The organism is Paenibacillus sp. F411, assembly GCF_017582705.1.
Taxonomy (GTDB): Bacteria; Bacillota; Bacilli; order Paenibacillales; family Paenibacillaceae; genus Paenibacillus_AQ; species Paenibacillus_AQ algicola.
Genome location: NZ_JAGFIP010000001.1, coordinates 470713 through 493648 on the forward strand (window position 1 = coordinate 470713; position 22936 = coordinate 493648).

Genomic DNA, 22936 nt, shown 5'->3' on the forward strand with positions numbered 1-22936 from the left:
AATGCCCGAAGGCAGTTACCCGTTTCCGATGTACTCCGGACTGCTGGAGCCAGAACACTACAAGAAAATAGGCAGCGCGATATGGCTTTTCCTCTGGTGCGTGAGCTCCACGACAGCGGAGATTGAGGAGGGGGGAACCGTCTGGGGCATCGTCCTAGGGAATAAGCCACTGAAGCTGTCAGAAATCAGCGGACGGTATGGAGTAAACGATAAGACGGTGAGTCGCTGGTTAGACACCTTAGAGGAACACCATTACATACGAGTGACCAGGGCTCCACGAGGTTTGATCTTGACTGTGAAAAACTCTAAAAAGTGGTCGGACAAAAATGTCCGATCACCCCGAAGTGATAAGACAAAATTGTCCGATCACAGCATTAGTGAACAGACAAAAATGTCCGATCAGTCGAGGAGTGAACAGACAAATATGTCTGATCTAAAAGATATTATAAAAGATCTTACTGCTACTACTACTGAGGACAATGAACATGAAGAACCGCATTCAGGTGGAATGATTGAGATTTTGAACGCTTATTGCAAACTGCATCACAAGTTCGACATCCACGTCACTCCTAACGAACGTGAAGCCATGGGTAAGATGGTCGCCGGAGGTACGCCTAACCCTTTTACCATCCGAACTATGGAGAGCCTCCTTGAGGCCAAGCGAATTCGTGAGGGAGCCCGTTTCAAACTGCCGAAGAGCTTTTTGTACTACGTGGAGGGCATTCAGGAGGCATGGCAAAATCACTTGGCATCACTGGATAAACCCAAGGATCCCAAGACAAACAATGTGCCGCTGGAGCCGCCGAAACGAATGAACAAGCAGCAGCGCGAACTCGAAGAATTACGCAGACGAGCGAAGGAGGAACGCGAACGTGGACAGAGCGGAGGTTATTGATTTGCTCATCATCATCAAAGAGAACTATCCAGCCTTTGATACCAGCGCTGACAGCGTGGAGCGCCATTTTAAATACCTGCATGACTTTCCATTCGACCGGGCCGTGCAAAACGTAGACGATCACATCCGGACAAGTAAATATCCGCCCAACATTGCCGAGATTCGGGGGAGCTTGGGGGAGCAAATCGAGCGTGATCGCATGAAGACCTTCACAGAGGAGTATTTTGCCGAACGTGCCCGTGCTCGAGAAGAAGCGTGTCCGCCGCCGCCAGGTTGGAAGGAGTCCGTGTATGCAAAACTGGGACGCTTCTGAAGAGTTCGCGCTGCCACATGACCTAGCAGCCGAATGCTCTGTTCTTGGTGCGATTCTGGTACAGCCTGATGTTTATGAGCATGCCGAGTCATTGGATCCGATGGCGTTTTATCGCAAGGAGCATCAGATCATTTTCGGACGGATGAAAGAACTCAGGGAGGAAGCGAAGCCCATTGATATGGTCACGCTGGCTTCTCTCCTGCAGAGCAATGGGGAGCTGAAGGAGATCGGCAGTGTAAGCTATCTTTCGAAGCTGGCACGTGCGGTACCGACGACGGCCAACATGGAGAGTTATGTCGCGACCGTCCAAGAGAAACATCTGCTGCGTGAGGTCATCCGGACGGCGCAGTCACAGATCGCAGCAGCCGCTGCAGGAGGTAACGTCCAAGGCTTGCTGACGGAGATGCAGTCGGCCACAGCAAAACTGACGGATCGCGCAGCTCCGAAGCAGGATTTTAAGCGGATTAACGATGTGCTGGTTGAAGTCATCGAGACCACTGAAACGAAGTCGGAGGTCTACAAGACCGGCAAAGTGACGGGGATTGAAACGGGTTACACAGACTTGGACGCCATTCTCGGCGGTCTGCAGAAGAGCGATCTCATTATCGTGGCCGCGCGTCCCTCGGTGGGTAAGACGGCCTTTGCTCTCAACATTGCTCAGAACGTGGCCTGTCGGATTGATGACACGGTGGCCATCTTTAGTCTCGAAATGTCGGCACCGCAGCTGGTCACGCGGATGGTCAGCGCAGAGGGAAACCTGGAGGCCAGCAAGCTGAGGATGGGGGATATGGCTTCAGAGGACTGGAGCAAGATGGCCGAAGCGGCCGGCGTCCTTGGCGCAACGAACATTGTGATTGATGACTCCCCGGGGATTACCGTACACGATATCCGGTCGAAATGTCGCCGCCTGAAAAAGCAAGAAGGGCTTGGAATGATCGTGATTGATTACCTGCAGCTGATCGCAAGCGTAAGCAAGGGACGAGGTCCGGAAAACCGGCAGCAGGAAGTTTCCGAGATTTCCCGGACACTGAAGCACCTGGCCCGGGAACTGGACGTTCCGATTATTGCCCTTTCCCAGCTCAGCCGCGGCGTAGAACAGCGACAAGACAAGCGGCCGATGATGAGTGACCTGCGCGAATCGGGCTCGATTGAGCAGGATGCCGACATTGTAGCTTTCTTGTACCGGGATGATTATTACAACCAGGATACCGAGAAGAAGAACATCATCGAGATCATCATTGCAAAGCAGCGGAATGGTCCGGTAGGGACCGTGGAACTGGTCTTCCTAAAGCAGTTCAATAAATTTGTTAATTATGAACGGTCACATACAGAATCCGGCGCACAGGGACCGCGCCAGAACAAGGTGACCGAGATGAATAAACGCCGCTGGGCGTAAGGGAGCAGGTGGAACATGAGCAGCAGGTGGAGTCACTGGCATGTTTACGAGTACATGCGGCAGCGGTTGTTGCATACCGGCCAGGTACCAGACGAGAAGGAACTACTCGCTGAATTCTCGGATATGGCACCGGCTGAAATCGAAGAGGGTGTTAAAGAATTCAGCGCTTCCATGTCGATCGGAGGCAGAAAGCATGCGTAATGAGGCCGTGATCGACCCGTTTTATCAAGACACACCCTGGGATATTATCTACGACGATAACGGTCAACAGATAGGAGAAGTTTTTGTCTTAACTGGCATAGCTAGAAGGGAGGCGACGCCTTATGATCCAGTTCACCGTATACGGCGAGCCGGTCGCGCAGGGAAGGCCAAAGTTCAGCACCGCCGGCGGCTTCGTAAAGGCCTATGACCCGGCAAAGTCACGGGACTACAAAGATTATGTCCGCCTGGCTGCAGCAGAGCATGCGCCAGATAGTCTTCTAGAAGGTCCGGTTGGTATGATGCTTACCGTTTACCGATCGATTCCTAAAAGCTTCAGCAAGAAGAAGTCAGCAGCAGCTGAGGCGGGGGATATACGACCGACCACCAAACCGGATGTGGACAATTATCTGAAGGGTGTAAAGGATGCATTGAAAGGTGTTATCTGGAAAGACGACAGCCAAGTCGTTGAAGTGTTCACTCAGAAGAAGTACAGTGGCCGGCCGCGCATCGAGGTCAAGATCAAGGAATTATCCTAAAAATATAACGAGGGGAAAGTGATTTGGATGGATAAGCACTACGCGAAATTTACGGCAGAAATTCAAAAAGGGATCAACATCAAGGGTTCAGATGTGGAAATGAAATTATTAATTCCGTTGAAGGCTGCTCAACCTTACCTGAATTTTCTCAGCAATAGTCAGGGTAATGAAGTGAACATCTTTGTTGGTGATCCGCAAATGGCATTCGATTTTGAGGAGGATGCTGACGATGCTTACAGGCTTTATCAACGCGGCCACCGAGTTACTGCTGATGCTTCTGGTGTGGTGATTTCAGTTGAGGAGACCAAAGATGAAAACCAGGCTGAGCTGCCAATCGATGATCCAGAACAAGCTGATGTTCCGGAAGAAACTCAAGAACAACCTGGGGAAAGTAAAGAAGAGGCTCAGCCGGCAGAGCCTGGCCAAGGCGAGCTGGATGACTATGAAAAAGAAGTCATGGGTGATGGAACAGCTGAGCAAGGCAGCGACCTTCCGGAATGGATGAAGGCACAGCAAAAGAGCTTAGGTGAAGACAAGGTAATGAGCTTCGAGGTAGGAGAGCGTGAGCAGTCTGAACCTGCTGCTGAGGATAAAGAGGGTGATCAAGAAGTCACGGTACATGATGAAATCAGCCCGGAAGCCCTGGAGGAATATATTCTTTCACAGCGTCCTTCCTTCCCAGATCTGCCGCTTGATTTTCCTGGAATGTTCGAGCGTAAGCGGAACGATGGTGTTACCTGGCGAGAGATCGCGAGGGATGTGGGTATGACATCCGGTCAGTTGAGCACCAAGGTGTCCAAGTATAAAGAAGAGGTCCGGAAGAAAATGAATGATGGAGGAGCAGCGTAAGCTGCTCTCTATCATTCTATGGAAATGTTTTAATTATCCTGAGCACACGAGCAAGTTCCTTGTATTTGTCGGCTTCAAATAAAAGTACAGCGTTGAGTATAAGTCTGAATTTGTTGATATACCAAAAGAGAAGCGTTCCTCCTAAAAGAAGTGCTAGGAGCAACAATACTTTCTCAAGGAAGGTATTTGTTGGGTTGTATAAGGTTGCAATAAATTCTGCGTAGACTGGAAAGATAATTAAAGCCCATAAAGTAATGGGATACCATTTTGTGTTTTTTAGTTCTTGTCCTTTAAGCTCATAATAATCTATTAATTCTTCAAGATTCTTTAAGTCGATGCTCCATGTGCTGATACTCTCGTATATTAAATCACAACGCAAGGCAGTTAATACTTCTTCGTTTAAAGCCTTGGTTGTTTTATCATTAAATAAATTTTTGTAAAAAGGATATCTTTCAGCTATATATTTATTTGACTCTTTTACTGAAAAAGTAGTTAAAGCCAGCGAAATTATAAACAATGATATACCACTAACAAATAATAAAACCAAAACATAGGAAGGTTTATTTAGCCAAGAAAGTGATGCAGCCGAAATAATAAAAAGAACAGCTAACATTAATAAAATAATCGAAGTTATAAAGTAACGATAGGATTTATTATCGAAGAGCAGTTTTTTCGTAGTTAAATTGGATTTAAAGTGAGTAAATAATTTTTCTCTGTTCGTATAATTCGATTCCATATAGTATGAAGTGTTATCTTTCAAAATGCTCACTCCTAAAATTAATACCCTTGCAACTTTGGCGGGCAGCAAGGGTATAAACTAAATATTTCCTCTCTCAATATTATAGCATAAAGGGGAATGAGGGGAATGGCGATGGCATGGGGACAAGGTGAACTCTTTCCACGAGCAAACGAAGCGGAGATCCAGCGGACAAAGTTCCTGCTCAGTAAATACAAAGAGATGACGATGCTCATGCAGGACTTTGAGCGCTTCGAGCAGGATTTGAAGCAAGTTGCTATTGATGGCGAGGCTGCTCGTCGTATTGATCAGGATGATTTACACGCTGATAAGACGGCGAATGCCACGATTCTGATTGAAAAGCAGCGTTGGGTATATCAGCAGTATCAATTTTACACTCAGCAGCTTGAGAGGGCATATGGATTGGTCCGTGACGAGGAGGCAAGGAAGGCTGTTAACTACAGGTACCTGCAAGGGTACTCCTATAAGGAAACATTGTTGTTCTTCAGACATGGTTTGTCTGATAGCACCATTCGGCGGAAGATTATTGAAGGGACTGAAAGCATGGCCAACACATTAAAACTACTGGGGGTTTTTGAACAGGACAATGAAGAATTTTGAAATAAAAGAAGAGAGGAAAGACGACTAAATGTGTCTCAATCTTTCCGATCTTCTTTTATTTGTCCTAACTATATTTAGGACAAATAAATGTGAAAAACTTTTTCATTATTCAATTTGCCCTGAATAATATTTATTAAGCAATTCAATATCTAGATCGTCAAACTCTTCTCCCATGTATATTGTTTTATTTGTTTTTAATTGCCGACAAATACGATATAGATCACGTTCTATGACCTGCTGAGAGTAGAATGATTTCATCATTTCTATTTGAGGAGGAGACTTTAAGAAGTCTAGTACTTTTTCTACTGTAATGTTTCCATTATAAACGCCAAAATTTTGAGTGAATTGTTGTTTGTATGATCCTTCTCTAATCGACATTAATGAAGGAGGAGTTCTGTCCACAAACATACTAAATGACGACTCATCTATTATATATACACCATTAACGTATAGTGGAGTGCCAACCATAGAAGTTGTTATTAATATTTGATGATAATTTTCAATCTGAAAATCATCAGCTAATTTTAATTGCTCTTTGATTAGAGCGGGATTTTTACTAAAAAAGTCAGCTATCCTATTAATTTGGGCTGTCTCTTTATATAATTTATATAAATGGTTTGCATGTTGCCTAGTCGTGTATGGCTGAACATGAGCTTTGCACTCGACAAAGAATATATCATTCTCTACTGCAAAAGCTACATCACATTCATATTCAGTGTCCTTTACACGTTTGTACAAAGGAGAATGCCTTATATTATTTATCTTGAAACCTGCTTTCACTCTATCTTCAAAGCCAGGACCTTTAAAATCAAGATTACAATTCCTATTTAAAAAATTCGAAGCAAGCGCTCTAGCTGGGTCAGAATGGGCTATTAATGAAGGCAAAATTATAAACTGATCATCAATATTTATTAGTGGGCAATCTAAGATATCTTGTGATTTGCTATTAAACATAAAGAAATTGAAAATAGTTTCAAATTCTACACTCGAAAAGCCGTTCCTCTTATAAAATTCTTTCCACATTTTCTTTGTTTTACTAATACAATATTTTTTAATTCTAAAATCATTTCTTCTGGTTCTATTAATATATCTTTTACTCTCATGAATAAGTAATTGATAGGCTTTAATCCATTTGGTTAGTTTAATATTCTCTACTTTCTCTTCTAAAGTTGGCGAGCCGAAATACAATGTGGAGAATAGAAAAGTTAATTTTTCTAATTGATCAGACAATTCAGAAGTTGATTCTTCATTAATTATTTCTCCTATAGAACTCATTTGCCAACCTTGACGAAGGTTAATAAATCGTTCATTTGAAATCATATTATTCAACTCAAAACCATTATCAACTATTTCAAATGTTATTTTAGTTTTATCGATAATATTTACTTCTGAGTATTTCCAATATTCAATTATATCGTTTATTTCGTTCCAGTATGTACTAAAATATAAATGTTTGCTTGATAAATCGAGTTCTTTGGACTCTAATGCTTTATTACTGCCAGAAAACTCGTGTTTATTGAACAGAAAGTATTTTAGAATCATCCCTGTTGATTCAATTGCTGAATCCCACAAAGCAATCTTTTCATTGAAATGCTTACTTGTATCTGTATCCCTATTTAAGGAATCCAAGAATCTTTCAAGAGAAAGTAGATAAGAAATCACTTGATATTTGTTTTGTTCTTTTCCTAGTTTATTAAAATATGCTGAACGCTTTTGATTAAATTTAGCAACAATGTCTTCAAAAATATCTACTTCAGCCATTAATTTTTTTATTTTTTGTTTTTCACTACCATTTGTTATTATCAAAAGCTTATCAATTAATTGATTATAAACATCCTTTGTTTTTGTACTTCCATACAAACTCACAGCAATACCTGAAGCTTTAATAATCATTATTACCTTATCAGTTCCTTGAGATTCCAATATGCCTGATATATATTTCATGAAATTACCGGAGCCTTTTTTTAGTTCGTTCTCAAATTTGTAAAAATTATAATTGTCTGGATCCTGAAAAACCACACTTACCACTCCTAAAAAAAATTGAAAAACTATGGCCAACACATTGAAGTTAATGGTTTATTTGAATTGAAGAACGCTGGAATTTTGAATGATAATAAAACAAACGTCTGTTAAAGAGTCTTTTTGCCGATGACTCATATGGTGTCAATAGCATCTATTCGTCGTTATCTACAGATTCATCAATCTGATGTTCCCTTTCGAAAATCAAACGTTGAAAATCAGCTACATTGCCTATGGCATTGTCTTGTCTATACCAGATGAAATCATTCTCTCTAGAGAAAACAAAACGATCAGAGTGCAAACCGGTGTAGCTGTTAAGATTTGCCAAATCTATTTTTGAAGAAATTACAATAATAGGTGGAACTTCTTCGAATCTTCCTAGTAGCATAACTCGGCTGCTTAAAGGTACGCTCACTTCTGTCTCTTTAAGACCGTGGCCAGGTGATGACCAAACACCTCGATTTTCTTTTACTATCCAATGAAGGGACACTGGATTATCAGAGCATACAAAATCTCCAATCTCGGGAGGCGAATAGACTACAGTCCAATTTCTAGCCCCGAGAAAAGGGATAATCGCATCGATTGCATTAAAAAGACCCCGGATTCGCGTATTATTATCAACTGAAATTGTGTAGTTGTCCCCGAATATAAATTCCTTTAGCTCTTTATACGAGACATTTTCATCGAATTCAACTCCGTCCCTCCCAATCTTTTTCTTCAATGCTTCAAATTTCTCTGGGGTTGCAAGCGTCATCTGCGAGATAAGTTTGCTTATCTCCTTTATCGGCTTAGTAACGTGTTCGAGTCTTACTGGTGTTCTTTCTGCAAGTAACGCTATGTAGTTAATAAGCCAATTATAATCTTCAACCGATGCAGGTATCTGTTTGGTATTACATATTTCTTTAATGATTGGCGCTACTTTGTCTTCGATTACTTTGAATACATCCTCAATTACATCTGGTTCTATGTTAGGTAGGTCAACACTATAAAGATGCTTTTGATATCCTACACTTTTAGGAACAGCGTCTCTTTGCTTCCCATTTGTTTGATCGAAAACCCATAGTATGCTTTCCTTAGTCCCTCCCTGAGTAAACATAGCTAAATGAAATGCGGGAATGAAGTGATGTTTAACCTTTGTCAAAATAATCTCACTCCTAATAATTATTATACTTTGGAACTAATTTCGATTCTGGTTGTGTTTTGTCTTGCTTATTTAGAACGTAAAATGAGCGGGATTTGACCACAACATGACATAAAGTTGAGCACCACATGACAGTTTCCCCGTGATAGGATGTATCCATAGAAAAAGGCGAGAATAACCCGCATGCCGATAAGAAAGCAATATTTGAGGAGGGCGCACCTCTTCTTGTTTTTTCTGTACCTGTAAGAAAATAAAGCCACCTTCAAAACAATATAAAACTTGTAACCGTTTTTCCCCAAGGTCTAAAGTTCTACATTTAGGAGGAATTTCCTCCTTTTGTGTCGAACTAAGGAACTGAAAGTTTACAAATGGGGGTCGTTGGGAGTGGCTAGAAGGAAGAGTAAAGCAAAACAACAGGAAGAATTCTTGAAGGGTGTAATGGGTCTCGCGTTTATCGTTCCAGGTTTTTTAGTCTTCTCGATGACAAAATCCGTAGAGGCTTCACTTGTTGCTGGAGGCGTCGGTATCGTCATAGCAATCGCTATCTTAATTAACATTAGTATCGCTAAAGCTCAAAGGCTGAAAAGATCTGGAATCGCTGAGATTGATAAAATGGATGGAGTACAGTTCGAAAGGTATCTCGGCCATTTGTTTCGATCACAAGGTTACAAGGCAGAGGTCACTCAAGCAGCTGGAGACTATGGCGCAGATTTGGTCCTTTCAAAAGATGGCAAGAGAATTGTTGTTCAGGCAAAAAGATACAGTAAGAATGTCGGTTTGAAAGCTGTACAAGAGGCTTATGGAGCTATTGCTCTCTACAAGGCAAGTGAAGCTTGGGTTGTCTCAAACAGTGGATATACTGAGCCAGCCTACAAACTGGCAAAGTCCAACGGAGTCAGACTTGTTAATCGGGATGAGCTGATTGAAATGCTTATCCAGATGAAAGAGAAAATGAGTGCTAGTAAGAAAGCAAAAGATGTAAAGACAAGCGCATAAATGAAATAGTCTCAAAATGAGAGCTTTTTGCATATAAGGCCTGATAATCGGAAATATATCTACGATTTTGTCTTTGACTGTCTTTTTTGAAAGACTGTAAAATGGTCTTGTTCTTCCTCTCTAGTTACAAAGTACAGATGCCTTTAAGCAAAGAGCGCAGCGTTTTTGCTGCGGCCGGTAGGTCGCAATGATCTGACGAATCTCTCTGCAGATAAGAACTGAATATATAACTCGAAGTCGTTCCTTTCTGGAGCGGCTTCTTTTTATTTCATTGAAGGAGCTCGATATTATGAAATGGATTGAATGGTTGGTTAAAGTGACAGCGGGCAACTTACCACGAAATCGGGAGGAAAGACGACATGGCCGGAAAACGTAATAGTCTGAAGCGACCACGTTATAAGATAAAACAGCCGGATAAGTGTAAACGATGTGTTTGGGGTGAATGGACTGGTACGAAGCAGTTCTGCAGCAGACGAACATGTGTAAAGCAGGGAAATCCATCCTGATGTCGAATCATGAGGCATAGGGGGGATTATGATGAACTGGAAACAAGATAATATTGATGGACTAGCTCAGTTTTTAGGGATTGATTCTGACTTTACGGGTTAATCGAAGGTACTTCAGAGGCGATACCTATTATAGGCAAATTTCTAAACTCCGTAAAAATGATGCGCCTGCAAAAGCGAATACACAGAATGGAAGGAAGGCTTTCAAGATTATCTATAACGATGTATGAAAATGATAACAAGTTGTTAAATGATTTTATTCGGCAAAAGGCTTTCCCAATTGTATTAGATGAACTCCTGGCTGAGCATGAAGAAGAAAAGATCGATCTTGTTCTGAATGGTTTAGAGTATACTTACAAGGAGGACATTAGAGATGAAAGTAAAATCCTTGTATATTTTGACGTGCTCCGTGAGTTAAGAGTAGAAGTGATAAAAAAATTGATAACATATACGGATTTCTATATGAAATACTGGTCGTTAGAACTTAAACCACTTCTTCTGTTTCCTCCAAACGATAAGGAAGGAAGGAAGAAGTACAATGAAAATCAAGGGTATTTGTCGTATATCGACAATCAACTCGAAACTTTAGGATTAACTACTAAAGAAGTAACAGAGTCCTTAGGTGAAAAAGTAGTGCTGACAGATTTCGGGGAACATTTTATACAGTTTTTTGATTTGAAAACCTTAATAAAGATCCCGGCGGAATAAGGCACTGTTTTAGGGCGCTTTTCTTTCGCTCTCAAATATGAAATCTAAGCTGATTTAAGACAACTATGACTGATCATGGACAATAGAGGAGCAAGTCAGGAAAACAGCAGAGGTGGGGCAACGCGTTGGCGTGTGCTCCTATTTGTAGTACATCTATATTAGAAACCAACTCAACTCAATTAAGTGTAATCAATTCATTTAATAAACAGCAGAGCCCAGGAACTAGGCAAGTTTCCTGGGCTTTGTGTCACACTTGTTTACCGAATCAGTCTTGCAGAATTGGGTCCGTAGCTGTGGCGCTTTAGTGTTAACGTGACGTCTTCTTCGTTTCACGCAAGTTACTTGCTACCAAGTGCGGATTTTCCAACCCGTTAGTGCCTATCTAACTTCTTAGGACTGGCCATGACTTATGCAGACGTGAACCTGCAGGAAAGTTCCCCTTATAGCTCATGGCATGCTAGAGAATATTCTAGAATTCGGAGCAAGGAGAGCTCAAAAATGTGGACAAAAGACCACACTCCTCTCTCCCCTCTTTCGAGGTTAATAGGATAAACGGATTATCTAAGAAAAAGTTTCAAAATTTATAACTTTATATTGGAGGTTTTTTAAATAGATATCAGAGTCCTACCTATAGATCGGATTAACGCAGCTGCTTATAACCCCCGGGCTGACCTTCAGCAAGGTGACCCGGAATACGAGAAACTCCGGCGTAGCATTCAAAAATTCGGTTATGTAGAGCCGATCGTTTGGAATGAGCGCACCGGCAACATGGTCGGCGGGCATCAGCGCTATAAAATTATGGTTCATGAGCAGGGGTATACAGAATTGGCTGTCAGCGTCGTTGATATGGACGATCAACAAGAGCGGCTGCTCAATCTTGCCCTGAATAAGGTTTCCGGCCGATGGGATGAAGAAGCACTGGCGAGGTTGCTTGAAGAGCTGCAGGATACTGACGTGGATCTTTCCCTCTCAGGTTTCGACCAGGAAGAGATTACAGACCTTATCGGCTCTCTCCCCGATGTCCCTGAAGTTGAGAACCCGGTAGTTGAGGATGGATTTGATGTTCAGCAGGCACTTGATAGCATTACGGAGGCAGAGACCCGCCGGGGTGACGTGTGGCAGCTTGGTCCGCACCGGTTGGTGTGTGGAGATGCAACTGATTTGGAAGACGTAACTCGGTTAATGGAGGGCTGTAAGGCCGCGCTGGTGGTTACTGATCCGCCGTACAATGTTGCTGTTGAAAGTGATTCAGAACGCTTGGCTGCAGACGGATGCAGCTCCATAATGAATGACGATATGCCCGCAGAGGAATTTGCGGGCTTTTTGCATGCCGTTTTTCAGAACTATGCAGAAGTTATGGAGGCCACTGCTGCAATTTATGTATTTCACCCATCTTCATACCAGCGCGAGTTCGAGGATGCGATGAACGCCGCTGGCATCGTAGTTCGGAGCCAGTGTGTGTGGGTAAAAAACGCAGCTTCATTCGGCTGGTCTCAATATCGATGGAAGCACGAGCCTGTGTTCTACGCACATCTGAAGAAGAAGGCGCCAGCATGGTACGGGGATCGATCGCAGACGACCGTCTGGAAGGCTGGGCTGCCTGCTGAAGAACCGTTGCCGGAGTCAGTATGGGAAGTTTCACGGGGTGACGTTACAAAGTATGTCCACCCGACTCAGAAGCCACTTCAGCTACTGGCTATACCAATTAAGAACAGCAGCCAGCGAGGCGACGTCGTTTTAGACTTTTTTGGAGGATCAGGGAGCACTCTTATGACCTGTGATCAGATGAGTCGCAGCTGCCGGACATTAGAGCTGGATCCGATATTCTGCGATGTGATTAAGAAACGATACAAGGAAGCAACCGGCATTGAACCAGTATTGCTTCAGAGACTATAAAAGTTGATGAAGGAATTCGACATCTTTCGTTGAAATAATACCTCAAAACATTAGCAATGGAGATGTGAGAGGCTGAATGAAGTATTTTTTCGTATTCCAGAACAAGACGTACAAAGAAGAGAAGGCGGGAGGGTTTCTTTGGGCACCAAAGGTAAATAAAGAAGGAAAAACGTTTCATCACTGGACATCTATGATGCTGGTTTCAAAAGGTGATGTTATATTCAATAGTTATAACGGCGAAATGTTGTCTGTTATTGTTGCGAATGAAGACTGCAAAGAAGCGGTTAAGCCTGCGGGGCTCGAGACTGTTGACCTTTGGGAGAAGGACGGCTGGAAAGTTGAGGCAAAGTATATCGACGTTCCACATCCCATAAGGTACAAGGACTACATGGATGATATTCTTGCTTTACAAGGTGAGAAGTATGCTCCGTTTAACGGGATAGGACGAGGAAATACGGGCTATCTATTTCAACTAAATGAGGAAATCGCTAATTATCTGTTTTCATTAGTGAAAATGAATCCTGCAGACTTTCTGGCTATTAAAAAAGATGATGAGCAATTAATACAAGAGGCAATTACTGAGGTTGAAAGTGAACCAGTTGACACAGTCAGAGAACAAGTTGTCAAGAGTAGAATTGGGCAGGGGATATTCAAACAGAGGCTGCGCGCACTCGAGAATAAATGCAAGCTTTGTGGCATCGATAATCCTGATCTTCTGAAGGCAAGCCACGCAAAGCCATGGAGCGTATCAAACAACAGTGAGCGACTCGATCAATATAATGGATTCTTGCTGTGTCCTGCTCATGATATTCTTTTTGATAAAGGTTTAATTGGTTTCGCAGATGATGGCGCTATATTGGTTTCTCCTTTGTTGGAGGACCATATCAAGATGTTAATGAACGTACATGAAGCTATGAAGATAACTTTATTAGAAGGTCACAAGGTTTATATGAAATACCATAGGGACAATATTTTCAAAAGAGAGGTCGCCAATTAGGCGGCTTTTTATTATTAAAAAATAAAAGGAGGACGCAGCAACGTCCTCCCCTTCATCCAGGGTATCCCCCGGCTGAGATAGCGGCCCGCCACGCGTGGCATTTTGCAGAAATCCGCTATCTCGCATTCCATTATAAAGGAAAGCCGAGGGGTACACATGAGAACACAAGATGAACTTTTATTGAAGCATGAGCTTGCGGTGATGGAAGGTATCATGGAGTCCAAAGAGCAGTATCGCAAGATTGTAAAAGCTGGGATCGCCAAGTGGGTTAAGGACTTTCAGGATGGCCGCATCGAAATTAAAACGGTGGATGATTTAAAGAAACTGATTGAAATAGATATTGAGCTACAGAAGGATATCCTATGATTTAATTCATTTATATTTTATTAATATTTCTTCGATAAGATTTACGATGATTGTATAAGTGGCGCATTTTTTGTAAATCCATCCGTTGCTGATGATTATAAAACACAGAAAAACAAGAAGTATTAATATAATAATAAAGAGAAAGAGGTTTGTACTTGTATCTACCAAAGGTATTAAACCAAAGATCCCAATTATTATTGAAGTTAAAATAGCCATAATTGCTATGTAATTTCCCGCTGCAGGTGAACTAGCTAACTGACCATGATAGTGTGTTTTAACAAAACTGAACTCTTCTTCTATGTTCTCGCCTTTCTCATCAGCTTCTTTCTTTATAAGTAATAGGTGTTTTTTTGCGAATTTAACATCTTCGGGGGTCTTAATCTTTTTCGAATTTAAATAATCTTCAATTTCTTTTATTTGTATTTGTGTATTAGTCATAAATTACCTCCTGTTGTGTTAAGTCTCTTATCGGCTTCTCAAAGTCAAAAGTTAATAATATGGGGGTGGTGATAGTGTAGTGGCCAGAGTGAGAAGTCCCGACCGGGACAAGGCAAAGCAAATATGGCTGGAGAGCGGTGGGACGATGAAGCTTAAAGACATCGCCGCCGCTCTTTTTATTGGGGAGACACAGGTCCGGAAGTGGAAGTCCCAGGACAAGTGGGCTGCCGATTTGAAAGGTAACGTTACCAATGAATTTAAAGGTAACGTTACTAATCGCGGCGCGCCCAAAGGGAACAAAAATGCAGTTGGTAATCGTGGCGGCGCTCCCCGGGGTAACCACAATGCCAAGGGAAATCGTGGTGGTCAGGGCGGACCTCTCCGAAACAAAAAAGCGGTCACGACGGGAGAGTATGAAACCATTTGGTTGGATGCTCTGGATGATGAAGAGCTCGAATTGATCGATCAGATCGATACGGATCCACTGCAACAGGCGAACGAGGCTATCCTAAAATTCGAAATACGCGAACGCCGGATGCTGCTTCGAATCAAACGATTAACCGAAGGACTGACGGAGAAAGAGCGCCGCGTCCTGTATGAGCTCAAAGCGATGAAGGAGGTTATGACAGTCCATGATGAAAAGTCAGGACAGGCCAAGTCAATCCCTGTTACCAAGCAAGAGTTGGTTGAGTCTGAAATCGAGGAGAAGACATATCGGCAAATCGATGACATCCTCGCTCTAGAAGAAGCTCTGACCCGAGTCCAGGAGAAAAAGCTGAAAGCCATTAAGCTGAAGTATGAAATCCAAGATGAAGAACGGCAGCTTCGGATGAAAAAGCTTCAACGTGAGATTGATAAAGCCGGCGGAACGGATAATAGGCAACCATTGCAGATTATCGTGGATTATGGAGACGGTGAGTTATGACCGCAGCGGTTAAGGTGCAGTTCAATGCTCATTTTAAACCGGTAAACCGGTCAAAGCGACGGTACCGAGCTCTGAGGGGCAGCGCCGGATCTGGGAAGTCGGTTAACATTGCCCAAGATTACATTATGAAACTTGGAGATCCAAAGTACGCCGGGGCCAACCTTCTATGTGTTCGGAAGGTAAATGAAACGAACCGAAACAGTACATTCGCCGAGTTAACAGGCGCAATCAACCGGATATATGGGGAGCGGGCCGAAGAATATTGGGAGATCCTGCGCTCACCGCTGACGATCCGGAGCAGGGTAACCGGGAACGAGGTCATCTTCCGAGGCATGAACGATGTTCGGGACCGGGAAAAGGTAAAGTCCATCAACTTCGCGCACGGCAAGCTGGTATGGATTTGGGTAGAGGAAGCAACGGAGCTGCAGGAGTCAGACGTCGATATTCTTGATGACCGGCTGCGCGGTATTCTACTGAATCCCAATCTCTATTACCAGATCACATTCTCGTTTAATCCGGTATCTGCACAGCACTGGATCAAGCGGAAATACTTCGATCGCGAAAGTCCGGACGTACTGGCACACCACTCCACTTTCCTGCAGAATCGTTTCATCGACCCGGCATATCACCGGCGGATGATGCGAAGGAAGGAAGAGGATCCAGAAGGATATGAGGTATACGGACTTGGTAACTGGGGTGAGCTCGGCGGCCTGATATTCAAGAACTTTATCATTCATGATTTTGATACGTCATTTGATATGTTTGACAGCATGCATCACGGCCAAGATTTTGGCTTCAATCACGCAAATGCAATACTCACCGTCGGTGTCAAAGATGGTGAGTTTTTTATTTGTGACGAGATTTACGTACATGAGATGCCGACGGATCAGATTATTGAGATTGCTGACCGCAGAGGATTGAGTAAGTATCTTGCCATGTATTGTGATTCCGCTGAGCCGGACCGCATTCAGATGTGGCAGAATGCTGGGTACAATGCGACAGCGGTTGTAAAGGAGCCAGGAAGCGTACAGGCTCAGATCGATTACCTGAAGCAGCGGAAGATCCACATCCACCCGGATTGCGTCAATACGATCAAAGAAATTCAGCAGTGGTCATGGAAGAAGGACAAGAAGACGGGGCTTTACCTGGACGAGCCGGTCAACTTTATGGATGATGCAATGGCTGCGCTGCGTTATGCAGCAGAGCCGCTGAGACGTCCAGAGATGCATCACAGCCATCAACGGCCGGCAGGCTGGTAGAAAGAAGGTGAATATAGTGACGATCATTTATTCCAAGAAGGCTTTTCCCCCGCCGCCATTTGACCAAGAGGTCGGTATGATGATGTATTATCGATTGCTGTACGAGGGAGAGCATGCCGCGATCTTCCCCAGGGCAAAGACCGTCGTGAAAGAAACCCGGGTTGTTCGCCGTCGAAATGGCATCCGATCATGGCGCCAGGTCGAGAAGATATTCAGCGCAGACCATCAATATATCGTGGCTAACTTCAGCAGCCTGGTTGCTGAGGTGCCAGCCGATCTGCTGAACCGATCGCTCGGGAATATCTCCGCTGATGTTGAAGAAGGCCCGGAGTTGGAGTTTGTATCCTCCGTTGTAACCGCCAGCAAACCGAATGAAAAGGTTTGGTCAGCCATAACACAGCATCAGGTTGACGGCAGAGTAGCATATCGTATTCGTCGAAATGCAGCAGGAACAGTCTGGTTTGAATGGATTTTGGGCGATCAGTATCTCCCTCATGATGATGACCGCGGCGCGGATATTGTGTGGCTGGAGGAGTGGGGAGACGATGACCGAAAAGATCAATTTCTTAGGGTGGAGCGGCAGCGCTTAGAGGACGGTGGGCTATCCATTCATCAGCTGGTATACAGGATGGATGGCGACAATGTAGCTGAGCAGTTGGAAATCGACCAATATGCGGCTGAATATGAGCTTGATATTCCCGAGGATGTTGAATTGTCAGGCGTGACCGAGTTACTTTGCGGGATGGTCGCCAATGATGAGACGCTCACCTTTCCTCGAGGGAGATCGGCTCTCCGGAACATCGATGGGCTGCAAGAAGAGATTAACTGGACCATTACACGAGACAGCGTCGTTTTTGATAAGCACGGCAAGCCAAAGCTGGCAATTCCCCGGGCCCTCTGGGATAGCGTCGCTACGCAAAATCAACGGGATTACGGCGGGCGGTTTGTGCGAAACGCGGATCTCGAGGTGGTTTCATATGATGAGAAATCCGGTGCTGTTCCAATGTACATTACCTGGGATGCTAAGACGGCCCAGAGTTTTGAGCATGTTACACGGTTGATCAAGTACATGCTGGCCATCAGTAAAACTTCCCCGCAGGCTGCCGGGTTGGAGGAAGGTAAAGGTGATTCTGGCGTCGCACTTCTTTATCTTTGGATTCAGTCGGTAATTAAAGCGGAGGCGATCAAGGACAAGTTCGACGCAGCCATTAAGGCTGCTATCCGGAAGTGTATGATCCTAGAAAATTCGATCAGTGGAAAGTCGCTTCAGATTAGTGATCCCGTGGTTGAATGGGGCGACCTGCTGCCGAAAGCAGAAAGCGAAAAGGACACAGAGGAAATTGAGAAATATTCCGGTGGTGTGCAGTCCCTAGAAACCACGGTCCGCCGCATGCATCCGGATTGGTCCGAGGAAGCCATAGCAGCTGAGATTCAGAAGATTGAGGATGAACAAGCAGTGGATTCAATGAACCCAACATTTACCCAACCGCCGCGGGTGAACTTAGGTAGCAGCTGATGGCCAGCGCGGAAAAGTTGACCGCTCTTTACACTCAGGCAGGTGAGCGGTTGCTCCAATTGATCCGATCCCTCGAGGCAGGCAGCTATAGTAGGCGCCGCAAAGAGCAGATACTGAAGCAGATCGATGAAATCCTTGCGGATTTGACCAATGGAGCGGCACAAAGTATGTCTGAAGTTTTGGCAGACGCTTATAGAGCCGGCTCCCAAGAAGCAGTTAGCAGCATGGTGGTCCAAGGAATGGCGGAGAACCAGCTTAACCCATCCGTACAATCGATCGTTCACCAACAAGCCGTACAGGCGATCATGGACGACACCTTCTTTCGAATTCTTGAGGCCACCGATAACATGTCCCAGGACGCAAAGCGACGGGTGGAGGAAGTTGTACGAACGGCAACGGAGCAGTTGCTTACCGAAGGATTGAGCAGGCGGGAGGCGACCAAAGAAGCGGTCGCAAGAATGACCGAGCAGGGGATCACAGGTATTGTAGCCAAGAATGGAGCCCGAATCCCGGCGGATAAGTACATGAATGGAGTCGTGCAATACAATCTCCGGAAAGCTCATGTTACAGGGGCAGAGAATACGATCGTTCAAAACGGCCTCGACTTGGTCTATGTGAACTATGTAGGAATCACTTGTGAATATTGCGCTAAATACCAGGGGCGTGTGTACAGCATCAGCGGCAATGATGCGCGGTTCCCCAAGCTGGAGATTCGCCCGCCATACCATGCACATTGTGTTCATTCCATTAGTGCCTGGATTGAAGAATATCAAACACCAGATGAGGTTAAGCGAATGTTTTCTGCATCGAACCGGCCCTTCACCGATAATCGGACTGAGGCAAATATTCAGCGTTACAACGAAATTCAGCGGGACAAGGCACGGAAGAATGAGACACGTAAGCAATGGATGCGATACAAGGCAGTTCTGCCGAACGACATGCCGGATCTGCGCAGATTCGCCCGTCTGAAGGCAAGCGGTGGGCAGGCATACAAAGAGTTGCAGGAACTTTACCGGAAGGCCAACGTAATAAATAAAAGGACCGGTTTACCTAAAAACCCTATTTTGATAAAACGATATGGTGAAAACGTCATTAGAATACGGGAGCAGATTCTTAGCAAAGGACTTGTCTGGAATGAGGGGAAACTGGATGATCATCTTCTGAAAAGAAAGAAGAGAAAACATATACCTGAGGACTGGACAACCACGGATTATGAGAGCAAAATTAAGGAGATCGTTTCGAATCTTGATAGTGAAATGTATCGGTATTCGAAGCCAGAATTCAAACAAGATACATTTGTTTTCGGTGACGGGGAACTATGGATCGTTATGGTCGAGGATGATGGGTTGATGACAACATCATTTCCCTTCAAATCTGAACAGAAGTACAGGAATTATTTAAACGTCGATGGTGGCTATAATTACATGGGAACGGTGAAGGAGGTGTATGAAATTGAAGGATGATATCGAGTCATATGGTGTTGAGGTCTCGGATAAACTCTTAAGTATTTTTGAAACAATGGAAGGGTTCAAAATTAGGGACGAGTTGGCCGGAGCTAAACTGACTAATGAAGAAGCAGAAATGCTTTCAAGACATGACGCGACATTGCTAAGACGAGCTGGTGAGTTCGAACGTTTTTTTTCTGAAAACGGCGATCCTGAAAAAATCTTTAGCGATAAACCTCCAGAGAATTGGTGGTGGCATATTGCTAGGATCGCATCTGGCAAGGTGTCAGTTGACTTAGCACAGCGGAAGGTAGTATACGAAGGTCAAACATATAAATATTGAAACGTCCTCGCATTAAACGAGGGCGTTTTGTTTTCTAAGCTGGCCAAATGTGGACGGCTTTTTCTTTTGTCCAAACCGTGGTATGACACAAAACTGCTATTCGAGGCTGTCCACCCGGACGTAAAACAGGAGGCCAAAATGTACGAATATATTGCTAGTCGATTTCCACTGAAAATGAATCTGCAGCTTTTTGCAGCTGACGGTGGTTCAAGTGGAGGATCCGGCGATGGGAGCGGTAACGGAGACGACACAAGGGAAACTGGCGGAGAGGGCGGCGCCAGCAGCAGTGAAAAAACTTTCACCCAGGCGGAGCTGGACCAACATGTCCAGTCACGTCTTTCCCGTGCTGAAAAGGCCGCACAGAAGCAGCTGGCTAAGGATTTAGGTTTTGACTCCCTAGAGGCGATGCAAGCCACCCTGAAGCCAAAGGATAAGGGGAACCAAGAAGGGAAACTTGATCCCGCTGAAGTCGATCGACTGGTCGATGAGAAAATCAAGGCACGTGAGAAGGAACAGAACGATAAGACCTTCAAACGATTACTCAATGCTGAGGTTAAGGTGATGGCGAATGAACTCGGGTTCGCGGACTGGGAGGACGCTGCAGCACTCGCTGATCTGTCTGCTGTTAAGGAGAACGACAAGGGCGAGCTGGAAGGCGTAAAGGAAGCACTCGAGGAATTAGCCCAGAAGAAGCCTCACCTACTCAAAACAAAGCAGAGGGGCAGCCGGATCGGTGCTGACATCGGTGGTGGAGCTCCAGGTGAAAAGAAGAAACGACAAGAGGAAATCATCAATTTAGCAAAAAGCCGCGGGGTGACTGGCCAACAAGCCGTGTACAACCCTTGGGCTCAGAATTAGAAGGAGGACTATTCAATGAGACTGCAGCCAAGAACGCGGGTAACTGTTCAGGATGATTATGAAATCCTGGCATCCTTTGAGGTGATCCGTGAAGTAACCAACGGAATCACGATCGATTCAGCAGCCGTTACTGCGGATGCGAATGGCGACAAGATTATTAAGAAAGGGATGCCGATGGCGAAGCTCACCGCCTCGGGCAAGTTTGTGCCGTACGATCCGGCAGGTACCGACGGCAGCGAGAACCCGACCGTTATTCTTAAGCGCACCGTGAATGTCAAAGACGGAGACCATGTCGTAGGCGGTTATGAAGTCGGTAAGTTTATCACGGAGCGGATCCCCGTCACCGTAGACGATATGCTGCGTCAGAAGATGCCGCACATCGTCTTTGCTTAAAGTAAAACACCGAAAGGATTGAAAATATATGACCAAGCCATACAAGTTGCGTTTCAAATTGGACCTGCAGACTTTTGCGGGAGATGACCCAATTGATCTGACTTTGGAAGAAGCACTAACAGGTGAGGACCTGCTGGTTTACTCCCGGAATCTTGACGTGTCCAATGAGTATCTTCATCCTCTGTTCTTCCCGCCACGGGAAACCGCTGAGCTGACGGTCGATGTAATTCAAGAAGAATCACCGCGGTTACCGGTCATGGCGCAGATTGCTGAGCTGGGCACTGAGGTGGAATACGGTTCTCGGGAAGGCATGAAGGGATCGCGCATTGAGATTCCGAAAATTCAGCGCGGCCGGTACATGGATGAGAAGCTGGTCCGCATGGCACTCCAAGCGTCTCAAAGCTACGGGCTTCGCAATGAAGAGCGAAACCAGCTGCGTAGCCGCCAACTGAACGATGCTCAATATGCCGTAGATGCGATCCGGGCCCGCCGGGAGTGGATCGCTATGACTAGCATCTGGAGCGGTAAGGTGGTTTATACAGAAGGGAACGTCAAGGTAGACGTTGACTTTGGCTACACAGCTGAACAAAAACCTGTCCTGACTGGCACAGACTTGTGGAGTGATATCGTCAATTCTACACCGCTCGATGATATCCAGTTGTGGGTGGATCAGTGGAGAGCACGAGGCATTCGTCTGCGACGAGCGATGACCAGCCAGAAGATTATCACGCTGCTTCGTCGTAACCTCTCTATCCGGCAGCATTATCATGGCAATCCGAGCGGGAATGCACAGCCGCCACAGCTGACGAAAGCTCAGCTTAATGCGGTGTTCGAAGAGCTCGAGTTCCCTGCTTTGATTGCTTATGACACACAGGCCCGCACGGAGGACCGCGCGCTGACCGGCGGGAAACTGTCCTTTACGACCGTACGCATGCTGCCAGAGGATCGTTTTGTTCTCTTGCCGGATGGACCACTCGGCAACTACCTTTGGGCCAAGACAACGGAAGAGATGATGGCCGAGATTGATGCTGAGCAAACGGGTGACATGGGGCTTTACGTATTCCGCGACGTGACAAAGAATCCGATCCGGCTGCGGACCGCCGGAGTGGCATTGAACTTCCCGGCATTTGCTTGGGCGGACTCTGTAGTATCGGCAAAAGTATTGTAGGAGCTCATTACACGGGCTCCTTTTTCATTTTTATATGAAAGGGTGATCAATATGGACCTGAAACTTACCGGCGTCGTGAAGTACGAAGGGAATTGGAAACAGCCCGGGACCATTATCCGCAAAGTAGATGATAAAATCGGGCAGGCGATTCTTGATGCGGATGTTGCTGATGAAATTGAAGAACAAGCAGAAGAGTCAGAAACTGAGCTGCAGACGCTTCGGGATCGGGCAAAAGAACTAGGGGTGCCGAACGCCGGCCGGCTCGGTGAAGCCAAGCTGAAAGAGGGTATCGCTGAGAAGGAAGCGGAGTTAAAGACCCTTCAGGAGAAAGCATTCGAGCTTGGCATCGAGGATGCCTACGAGAAGGATGCAGAGACGCTCGCTAAAGAGATCGAAGCTGCCGAAGGGAAGTAGG

Annotated in this window: 25 protein-coding genes; 21 read left to right on the top strand and 4 right to left on the bottom strand. The window is 45.0% G+C overall.

Going from position 1 to position 22936, the window contains the following annotated elements; translation table 11 throughout:
- The first annotated feature begins 1 nt into the window (after position 1).
- The 6 genes from JJQ72_RS02135 (at position 2) to JJQ72_RS02160 (ending at position 4190) form a co-directional block, all read left to right on the top strand.
- A complete protein-coding gene (locus JJQ72_RS02135; protein ID WP_208202574.1) occupies positions 2-895 on the top strand; it encodes a hypothetical protein in 894 nt (297 codons plus the stop codon).
- Positions 873-1208: a replicative helicase loader/inhibitor gene (locus JJQ72_RS02140; protein WP_208202575.1), complete on the top strand. Its 336-nt coding sequence runs from the start codon at positions 873-875 to the stop codon at positions 1206-1208. The genes JJQ72_RS02135 and JJQ72_RS02140 overlap by 23 nt, the downstream gene beginning before the upstream one ends.
- Entirely contained in the window at positions 1186-2604 is a 1419-nt protein-coding gene (gene dnaB, locus JJQ72_RS02145) for a replicative DNA helicase (protein ID WP_208202576.1), read from the top strand. The genes JJQ72_RS02140 and dnaB overlap by 23 nt, the downstream gene beginning before the upstream one ends.
- Before the next feature lie 15 nt (positions 2605-2619).
- Positions 2620-2805, top strand: a complete 186-nt coding sequence (locus tag JJQ72_RS02150; protein WP_208202646.1) for a hypothetical protein — start codon at positions 2620-2622, stop codon at positions 2803-2805.
- A gap of 122 nt (positions 2806-2927) precedes the next feature.
- A complete protein-coding gene (locus JJQ72_RS02155) occupies positions 2928-3341 on the top strand; it encodes a RusA family crossover junction endodeoxyribonuclease (protein WP_208202577.1) in 414 nt (137 codons plus the stop codon).
- 27 nt (positions 3342-3368) lie between these two features.
- The gene (locus JJQ72_RS02160; RefSeq protein WP_208202578.1) at positions 3369-4190 is read left to right on the top strand and encodes a hypothetical protein; all 822 of its coding nucleotides are present in this window, start codon (positions 3369-3371) and stop codon (positions 4188-4190) included.
- Between the two features lie 16 nt (positions 4191-4206).
- Here JJQ72_RS02160 and JJQ72_RS02165 read toward each other — a convergent pair whose 3' ends face one another.
- Entirely contained in the window at positions 4207-4950 is a 744-nt protein-coding gene (locus JJQ72_RS02165) for a hypothetical protein (RefSeq protein ID WP_208202579.1), read from the bottom strand.
- 105 nt (positions 4951-5055) lie between these two features.
- On the opposite strand from JJQ72_RS02165, the gene JJQ72_RS02170 reads away from it, so the two are divergent.
- On the top strand, positions 5056-5547 hold the full coding sequence (locus tag JJQ72_RS02170; RefSeq protein ID WP_243895800.1) for a hypothetical protein: 492 nt from the start codon (positions 5056-5058) through the stop codon (positions 5545-5547).
- A gap of 105 nt (positions 5548-5652) precedes the next feature.
- Here the strand turns inward: JJQ72_RS02170 and JJQ72_RS02175 are convergent, their stop codons facing one another.
- Positions 5653-7566: a hypothetical protein gene (locus JJQ72_RS02175; protein WP_208202580.1), complete on the bottom strand. Its 1914-nt coding sequence runs from the start codon at positions 7564-7566 to the stop codon at positions 5653-5655.
- A 154-nt stretch (positions 7567-7720) separates the two neighbouring features.
- Complete coding sequence (locus tag JJQ72_RS02180; protein WP_208202581.1) at positions 7721-8707, bottom strand: DUF4238 domain-containing protein; 987 nt, start codon at positions 8705-8707, stop codon at positions 7721-7723.
- 384 nt (positions 8708-9091) lie between these two features.
- On the opposite strand from JJQ72_RS02180, the gene JJQ72_RS02185 reads away from it, so the two are divergent.
- The 5 genes from JJQ72_RS02185 to JJQ72_RS02205 all read left to right on the top strand — a co-directional run bounded on the left by JJQ72_RS02185 (position 9092) and on the right by JJQ72_RS02205 (position 14176).
- Complete coding sequence (locus tag JJQ72_RS02185; protein WP_347880711.1) at positions 9092-9703, top strand: restriction endonuclease; 612 nt, start codon at positions 9092-9094, stop codon at positions 9701-9703.
- A 728-nt stretch (positions 9704-10431) separates the two neighbouring features.
- Positions 10432-10917, top strand: coding sequence for a hypothetical protein (locus JJQ72_RS02190; protein ID WP_208202582.1), 486 nt, complete (start codon positions 10432-10434; stop codon positions 10915-10917).
- A gap of 609 nt (positions 10918-11526) precedes the next feature.
- Positions 11527-12813, top strand: coding sequence for a site-specific DNA-methyltransferase (locus JJQ72_RS02195; protein ID WP_208202644.1), 1287 nt, complete (start codon positions 11527-11529; stop codon positions 12811-12813).
- Positions 12814-12889: 76 nt separating this feature from the next.
- Positions 12890-13810 carry an HNH endonuclease gene (locus tag JJQ72_RS02200; RefSeq protein WP_208202583.1) on the top strand — a complete coding sequence of 307 codons (921 nt, stop codon included), beginning with the start codon at positions 12890-12892 and terminating at the stop codon, positions 13808-13810.
- Positions 13811-13966: 156 nt separating this feature from the next.
- Positions 13967-14176, top strand: coding sequence for a hypothetical protein (locus JJQ72_RS02205; RefSeq protein ID WP_208202584.1), 210 nt, complete (start codon positions 13967-13969; stop codon positions 14174-14176).
- 6 nt (positions 14177-14182) lie between these two features.
- Here the strand turns inward: JJQ72_RS02205 and JJQ72_RS02210 are convergent, their stop codons facing one another.
- A complete protein-coding gene (locus JJQ72_RS02210) occupies positions 14183-14614 on the bottom strand; it encodes a hypothetical protein (RefSeq protein ID WP_208202585.1) in 432 nt (143 codons plus the stop codon).
- Between the two features lie 88 nt (positions 14615-14702).
- Here JJQ72_RS02210 and JJQ72_RS02215 point away from each other — a divergent pair, with 88 nt between their 5' ends.
- The 9 genes from JJQ72_RS02215 (at position 14703) to JJQ72_RS02255 (ending at position 22935) form a co-directional block, all read left to right on the top strand.
- Positions 14703-15539: a phage terminase small subunit-related protein gene (locus JJQ72_RS02215; protein ID WP_347880715.1), complete on the top strand. Its 837-nt coding sequence runs from the start codon at positions 14703-14705 to the stop codon at positions 15537-15539.
- Entirely contained in the window at positions 15536-16798 is a 1263-nt protein-coding gene (locus tag JJQ72_RS02220; protein WP_208202587.1) for a PBSX family phage terminase large subunit, read from the top strand. The genes JJQ72_RS02215 and JJQ72_RS02220 overlap by 4 nt, the downstream gene beginning before the upstream one ends.
- Before the next feature lie 16 nt (positions 16799-16814).
- Positions 16815-18314, top strand: a complete 1500-nt coding sequence (locus JJQ72_RS02225; RefSeq protein WP_347880712.1) for a phage portal protein — start codon at positions 16815-16817, stop codon at positions 18312-18314.
- Positions 18314-19777, top strand: a complete 1464-nt coding sequence (locus tag JJQ72_RS02230) for a phage minor capsid protein (RefSeq protein ID WP_243895801.1) — start codon at positions 18314-18316, stop codon at positions 19775-19777. The genes JJQ72_RS02225 and JJQ72_RS02230 overlap by 1 nt, the downstream gene beginning before the upstream one ends.
- Positions 19767-20102 (top strand): hypothetical protein, encoded by a 336-nt coding sequence (locus JJQ72_RS02235; RefSeq protein ID WP_208202589.1) that lies wholly within the window; start codon positions 19767-19769, stop codon positions 20100-20102. The genes JJQ72_RS02230 and JJQ72_RS02235 overlap by 11 nt, the downstream gene beginning before the upstream one ends.
- 138 nt (positions 20103-20240) lie before the next feature.
- Positions 20241-20960 carry a scaffolding protein gene (locus JJQ72_RS02240; RefSeq protein ID WP_208202590.1) on the top strand — a complete coding sequence of 240 codons (720 nt, stop codon included), beginning with the start codon at positions 20241-20243 and terminating at the stop codon, positions 20958-20960.
- 15 nt (positions 20961-20975) lie between these two features.
- The gene (locus tag JJQ72_RS02245) at positions 20976-21353 is read left to right on the top strand and encodes a head decoration protein (RefSeq protein ID WP_208202591.1); all 378 of its coding nucleotides are present in this window, start codon (positions 20976-20978) and stop codon (positions 21351-21353) included.
- Between the two features lie 28 nt (positions 21354-21381).
- Positions 21382-22521 carry a major capsid protein gene (locus JJQ72_RS02250; protein WP_208202592.1) on the top strand — a complete coding sequence of 380 codons (1140 nt, stop codon included), beginning with the start codon at positions 21382-21384 and terminating at the stop codon, positions 22519-22521.
- 51 nt (positions 22522-22572) lie between these two features.
- The gene (locus JJQ72_RS02255) at positions 22573-22935 is read left to right on the top strand and encodes a hypothetical protein (RefSeq protein ID WP_208202593.1); all 363 of its coding nucleotides are present in this window, start codon (positions 22573-22575) and stop codon (positions 22933-22935) included.
- Position 22936 lies beyond the last annotated feature (1 nt).

What these genes read in the sequence shown, in the direction of transcription:
- JJQ72_RS02210 (WP_208202585.1), bottom strand. Translation starts at nt 14,614, where the DNA reads ATGACTAATACACAAATACAAATAAAAGAAATTGAAGATTATTTAAAT.
- JJQ72_RS02160 (WP_208202578.1), top strand. Translation starts at nt 3,369, where the DNA reads ATGGATAAGCACTACGCGAAATTTACGGCAGAAATTCAAAAAGGGATC.
- JJQ72_RS02230 (WP_243895801.1), top strand. Translation starts at nt 18,314, where the DNA reads ATGGCCAGCGCGGAAAAGTTGACCGCTCTTTACACTCAGGCAGGTGAG.
- JJQ72_RS02240 (WP_208202590.1), top strand. Translation starts at nt 20,241, where the DNA reads ATGTACGAATATATTGCTAGTCGATTTCCACTGAAAATGAATCTGCAG.
- JJQ72_RS02250 (WP_208202592.1), top strand. Translation starts at nt 21,382, where the DNA reads ATGACCAAGCCATACAAGTTGCGTTTCAAATTGGACCTGCAGACTTTT.
- JJQ72_RS02220 (WP_208202587.1), top strand. Translation starts at nt 15,536, where the DNA reads ATGACCGCAGCGGTTAAGGTGCAGTTCAATGCTCATTTTAAACCGGTA.
- JJQ72_RS02200 (WP_208202583.1), top strand. Translation starts at nt 12,890, where the DNA reads ATGAAGTATTTTTTCGTATTCCAGAACAAGACGTACAAAGAAGAGAAG.
- JJQ72_RS02245 (WP_208202591.1), top strand. Translation starts at nt 20,976, where the DNA reads ATGAGACTGCAGCCAAGAACGCGGGTAACTGTTCAGGATGATTATGAA.
- JJQ72_RS02150 (WP_208202646.1), top strand. Translation starts at nt 2,620, where the DNA reads ATGAGCAGCAGGTGGAGTCACTGGCATGTTTACGAGTACATGCGGCAG.
- dnaB (WP_208202576.1), top strand. Translation starts at nt 1,186, where the DNA reads ATGCAAAACTGGGACGCTTCTGAAGAGTTCGCGCTGCCACATGACCTA.
- JJQ72_RS02190 (WP_208202582.1), top strand. Translation starts at nt 10,432, where the DNA reads ATGTATGAAAATGATAACAAGTTGTTAAATGATTTTATTCGGCAAAAG.
- JJQ72_RS02155 (WP_208202577.1), top strand. Translation starts at nt 2,928, where the DNA reads ATGATCCAGTTCACCGTATACGGCGAGCCGGTCGCGCAGGGAAGGCCA.
- JJQ72_RS02135 (WP_208202574.1), top strand. Translation starts at nt 2, where the DNA reads ATGCCCGAAGGCAGTTACCCGTTTCCGATGTACTCCGGACTGCTGGAG.
- JJQ72_RS02255 (WP_208202593.1), top strand. Translation starts at nt 22,573, where the DNA reads ATGGACCTGAAACTTACCGGCGTCGTGAAGTACGAAGGGAATTGGAAA.
- JJQ72_RS02170 (WP_243895800.1), top strand. Translation starts at nt 5,056, where the DNA reads ATGGCGATGGCATGGGGACAAGGTGAACTCTTTCCACGAGCAAACGAA.
- JJQ72_RS02205 (WP_208202584.1), top strand. Translation starts at nt 13,967, where the DNA reads ATGAGAACACAAGATGAACTTTTATTGAAGCATGAGCTTGCGGTGATG.